Here is a 5074-nt window from a genome sequence, read left to right on the forward strand (position 1 = left end):
CTCTCCCCCTCTCCCCCTGTCTCCCAACTTCATCACCCGATCCAATGCAGTCCGATAAACACGAGTGACATTAGCAACATACTCTGGTGCTTTCAAACGTCCTTCAATTTTGAGACAACTCACACCTGACTTCAGTAAATCTGGCAGAACCTCAAGCCCTGCCAAGTCTTGAGGACTGAGTAAGTATTTGCGATCGCCTAAATCTACAACTTCTCCATCTGCTATTAACTCGTAGGGCATTCGGCAAGCTTGGGCACATTCACCTCTATTAGCCGAACGTCCTCCTAAAGCTTCACTTGTCAAACATTGTCCTGAATAAGCGACGCATAAAGCACCGTGAACAAAGACTTCTAAAGGTAGCGAGGAATGCTTGTGAATTTTGTCGATTTCTTTCAGGGAACACTCACGAGCGAGGACAACTAAATTACACCCTAATGACTCTGCAAATTCCACACCAGCAGCACTGGTGATAGTCATCTGAGTTGAAGCATGGATGGGGAAATCTGGGGAAAGATGACGAATTAAACGACAAATACCGACATCTTGAACGATGACTGCATCTACCCCCGCTGTAATAATCGAGCGGATATATTGCTGTGCTTCTTGAAGTTCCTGGGGAAAGATTAGCGTATTGAGAGTGACATAGCCTTTCACACCCCGACGGTGCAGGAATTGCATTAATTCTGGCAAATCTGCCTCAGTGAAGTTTTCTGCCCGCATTCTGGCATTAAACCGCTCCAAACCGAAGTAAATCGCATCTGCACCGTTTTCTACAGCAGCTTTAGCGCATTCCCAATTACCTGCGGGTGCAAGTAGTTCAGGACATTGAAGAGTACTTGGGGTGAGTTCGGCTTTCATCGGTATTAAGGCAGAATAGGTGACTCCTTAGTGATTTTATCGTTGCGGAAGGAATGTGTGGGGAAAGGGGGCGATCGCATGAGTCTTTGTTTGTCCACACCGATTGCCTATCTTGCTCAATCAATTGGCAGACAATATCTACCCCAGACTAAACCCAAATTTACAAAATTTTATGAATGCTCGTAGCCTCTCAGTAGTGAGAATCGCGTTCCCCCAAAAGCCATTAAAAGTAGCGTAATGTTGTTTCTAGATGTCGTGAATCCCGTTCCCACTGAATTTTTAGACTGCGTAACCAGATGCATTGCGAGCATAACCATCGAAAGCATCCAGCAAGCGATCGCGCCAATTATAAATTGCATCGTCTTTGGCAAGCAACTGAATTGGACTGACTGTTCTTGCCCATTGAAATTGTCCAAAGACAATATAGTCACCAAAATAGGGCTGCTCACCACCTAAATAAGGCTGACGTTCCAGAACTTCCCTCAGAGGAGATAACGCTGTTTGCAAAGCAGTAATTGTTTCATCATTCGGTGTTGCAAATTCTTCTAGCGTCACTCCCAAAAGTTTCTCCCGGCTTTTGCGAAAGTACGCTTTGTCCTTTTCATGTAAATTATCAAACAAATCTGACAGAATAATCCGAAAAATCAGTAGATTAATAGTTTGTGCAACCCAAAACTTGATGAATAAAGCCCCCGATTCGCCAATCTTCCCATTAAATAAACTTGGGCGATCGCCATAAGTTGTTTCCAAATAACGAGCTATTTCCCAACTATCATTTATAATTTTATCGTCATCAACCAACACAGGAACCAATCCTTGTCCAGAAAAAGCGATCGCTTCTTTCTCTGTAAACCGCCAAGGAATTTCTTCGGCATTAATTCCTTTGTGTTTTAAAGCCATCTTGACTTGCCAACAAGGAGGACTAAAGCGACAATCGTCTTCTGCTCCAGCTAAATCGTAAAGTTTAATTGGCATATTTTCCTTTTTGACAGCGCATAGCTTAACATCTAGGGTTTTATCCGTCAGAAGCCCTTAAAAGTGGCGTAATGTTATGATGATACCTGCAAAAATTAAATAGCTGCGATCGCCTTCAATATTATCCCTTTTCTGAGTCTGCAGAACATCGCAGACGAGCGTTTGTATAGCGGACTTCCAACGTGTCGGCAAGAGCGAAAACACACCCTAGAGTTTGGTTTGGGGCTATTTGGTCATCGCGTTTCTAGCCAAGCCTCTAAATCAGCCACACTAGTAAAATCTAACAGTGCCTCACTCAAATCTTCGAGAACAGGCAAAGGTAAGCTGGAAATGTGCGATCGCGTTTCCTGGGGAAGTACTCCAAATCGCTTAGTTAGCAATCGAATCACAAGATTAGCTGCCTCTTCCTGTCGTCCTTCTTCTCGTCCTTCTTCTCGTCCTTCTTCCTTAATTTCCCTGTAAACTCGTGTTTCCTTGAGTGTAATTCCTAACATTTGTTCTACCTCCGTTCGGCTTAATTGTTCAAACTTGTACACCATTATCGTTGTAACTAACTCAATTATGGCGATACTTGATGGAGATGGTACTTCTTGACGGGTTCTTGTTAATAAATACCTTGCTTCAGAAGGTGCTTGCCCTTCATCTATCGTAGTTAGCACCATCAGCGCTACCCACACAGGTAATTGACGAATATCTCCCAATTCATCCAAATACACTCGATGCACTTGGTTTCCGTTGAGTAGGGTTCGGTGAGGATGAATATCACTTTGTTCAATACTGCGGGATGGGTAAATTATCACTGCTTGCCAATCGCTAAATCTGTTACGGTTGCGGTAGAAATATAAGGATGATTCTGCAAATACCCTTTCATACAGCCTTTCGTCCTTTTGGAATTGCACCTCGCAGAAATACACAACACCCGGACTTTCGTTTTCTGGTGGTAAAAATACTCCATCGATTTCAAATTTCGGTTCTTTGACAGCGACTGAATCAAAACGATAACTATCTGCATTTATTGGAGGATTTGTCAATAATTGAAATAGTAAACTAGGGGATTGTTGAAACAGTTTGTAAAATATTGAGTCTCTTCGCATGAAAGAATTTTACTGATTTTTTTGTCTATGGCTAATCGTCAGATAGCAAAACTCAAGACTTGAGCAATTCGCAGGTAGACTTGTAAATCACATAAGCGATCGCTTTCTGTGATTATGCTTTTTTGGGAATTTTTATCTGAATTTTAGTCTTTGATTTGAGCGCTGAAGCGCTCACTACGAATTCTCAAATGCTGACGATTCCTGACCATTGGACTTTTTTCTGCTTTTCGCGACGGTAAGAAAAGAAATAATCTGGGGTTTGAAAGGTACAATAAGGAGCGATCGCTATTTGTTCAGGTGCAATTCCCAGCATTTCCATTTGTAAAGCATTCACCCGTCGCACATCTAACCGCACTCTTCCCGGATTTGGATCGGGTAATAAAGGTGAATTTGGTAGCTGATACATGGCATCAATAATAGTTTTTTCATCATTATGTGGTATAATGGTTGCGCCTATTTCTGCTGCTACCTGTTGTGAAACTTGGTAAACTTCGCCAGCGATCGCAGGTCCGAGGGCAATTCGCAAATTTTCGATTTTGCTGCCTTGGGCAATCAATCGGGCGATCGCTTGGGGTACAATCTTAGATGCCGTACCCCGCCAACCTGCATGTAGTGCTGCCACTTGAAGAGTCTTTTCATCGGCAATCAGCACGGGTGTACAATCAGCGCTAGCTACCCACAACGCTTGTAAAGGTTCTTCGCTCATCAAACCGTCTCCCAATACCAGGGCAGAATCACCTTCTCCTTCAACATCATCCCCACCCGCACTTAACTTGCTGGTAATTTCCTGCGGTGTGAGGACAATGTTGCCATGAATCTGTTTTAAGCGATAAGAATTAGATGCTTCTGGTTGCAAGACCTTAGTCAACTCTTGCGGAGAACGTGACCAAAACTGAGAAGTGAAAAAACCGTGAGGGAAACCTTCTAATAGACTGCAAGTCAAGTAGGGAAGTTCTTCCCAAGTTCGCCAGTGCCAAGTGTGCATCTTACACCAAACCTAAACAGAAAATCAACTTCAGCCAATTAATGTTAACTTGTACAACGGGATTTGGGTAAATCTGTGGAATTTGATCGGCAACAGTTAGAAATCGCCCTGAGAAGGCGCGAGCATAAATATTTACCATTGTCTCTACATGTTTTTGATACTGTAGCCTCTACTAACCTTACTGCGTGGGACTTGCTAGAACAAGGTGCAATTCCTGGATGCGTAGTAATTGCGACTTCTCAAACAGCAGGACGCGGACAATGGGGGCGTCAATGGAGTTCTCCTGATGGGGGATTGTATCTTTCAGTCGCTATAGACCCGCAACTAGAGGCAAGCAACAGCTACCAATTAACATTGGCACTTTGTTGGGGAATTGCAAAACAATTGCAAAAATGTGGCGTGAATGTCGGAATAAAATGGCCGAATGATTTAGTATTAAGTAGCCGTAAACTAGGCGGCATTTTGACTGAAACCAAAGTACACAAAGGAAAAATTACACAAGCAGTGGTTGGTGTAGGGATTAACTGGTCAAACTCTGTACCAGAAACCGGAATCAATCTGAAATTCTGGCAAGGGAAAGAGCGAAAAAATGCAATTGATTCTCTGGAAATGCTAGCTTTGGAGGTTTTGCAAGGTATAGAATTTGGTGTTGAGTGCCTTTGTGAAAAAGGAGTAAATATACTATTGTCAGATTATCTAAATTTGCTTACGAATATGGGCGATAAAGTAGACATCAAAAATCATTCGGGTACTGTTGTAGGTGTAACTTCTACAGGAGAATTACGAATAAAGATGGAAACTTATGATACAAAAGCAGTAATAACACCAGAAATTTGTCTTCAACCCGGTACAATCAGTTTGGGTTACAAGGGACTAGGGACTAGGGATTAGGGAATGGGGAATGGGGACAAGGGGGACAACGAGGACAAGGGGACAAGGTGACAAGGGGACAAGGGGACAAGGTGACAAAGCAATTCATAACTCCTCACTCCTCACTCCGCTCCTCCGCTCCTCCGCTCCTCCGCTCCTCCCCACTCCCCACTCCGCTCCTCCGCTCCTCCGCCCCTCCCCACTCCCCACTCCGCTCCTCCGCTCCTCCGCCCCTCCCCACTCCCCACTCCGCTCCTCCGCTCCCGCCTCTTATACACATCTCCGATCCCAC

General features: G+C 43.9%; 5 protein-coding genes. 1 reads left to right on the forward strand and 4 read right to left on the reverse strand.

Features of this window, described 5'->3' with window-relative positions; translation table 11 throughout:
* The 4 genes from OGM63_RS24545 to pgeF form a co-directional block, all read right to left on the reverse strand.
* On the reverse strand, positions 1–858 hold an 858-nt coding region (locus tag OGM63_RS24545; RefSeq protein WP_263748290.1), incomplete at its 3' end, for a peptidase U32 family protein.
* A 279-nt stretch (positions 859–1137) separates the two neighbouring features.
* Positions 1138–1833, reverse strand: coding sequence for a glutathione S-transferase family protein (locus OGM63_RS24550; protein ID WP_263748291.1), 696 nt, complete (start codon positions 1831–1833; stop codon positions 1138–1140).
* A gap of 233 nt (positions 1834–2066) precedes the next feature.
* Positions 2067–2927, reverse strand: a complete 861-nt coding sequence (locus OGM63_RS24555) for an Rpn family recombination-promoting nuclease/putative transposase (RefSeq protein WP_263748292.1) — start codon at positions 2925–2927, stop codon at positions 2067–2069.
* Between the two features lie 184 nt (positions 2928–3111).
* A complete protein-coding gene (pgeF, locus tag OGM63_RS24560; RefSeq protein WP_263748293.1) occupies positions 3112–3912 on the reverse strand; it encodes a peptidoglycan editing factor PgeF in 801 nt (266 codons plus the stop codon).
* A 75-nt stretch (positions 3913–3987) separates the two neighbouring features.
* Between pgeF and OGM63_RS24565 the strand changes: the two genes are divergently transcribed.
* Positions 3988–4803, forward strand: coding sequence for a biotin--[acetyl-CoA-carboxylase] ligase (locus OGM63_RS24565; protein ID WP_263748294.1), 816 nt, complete (start codon positions 3988–3990; stop codon positions 4801–4803).
* Positions 4804–5074: the final 271 nt, after the last annotated feature.

The organism is Plectonema radiosum NIES-515, assembly GCF_025753815.1.
GTDB classification, from domain to species: Bacteria; Cyanobacteriota; Cyanobacteriia; order Cyanobacteriales; family Nostocaceae; genus Hassallia; species Hassallia radiosum_A.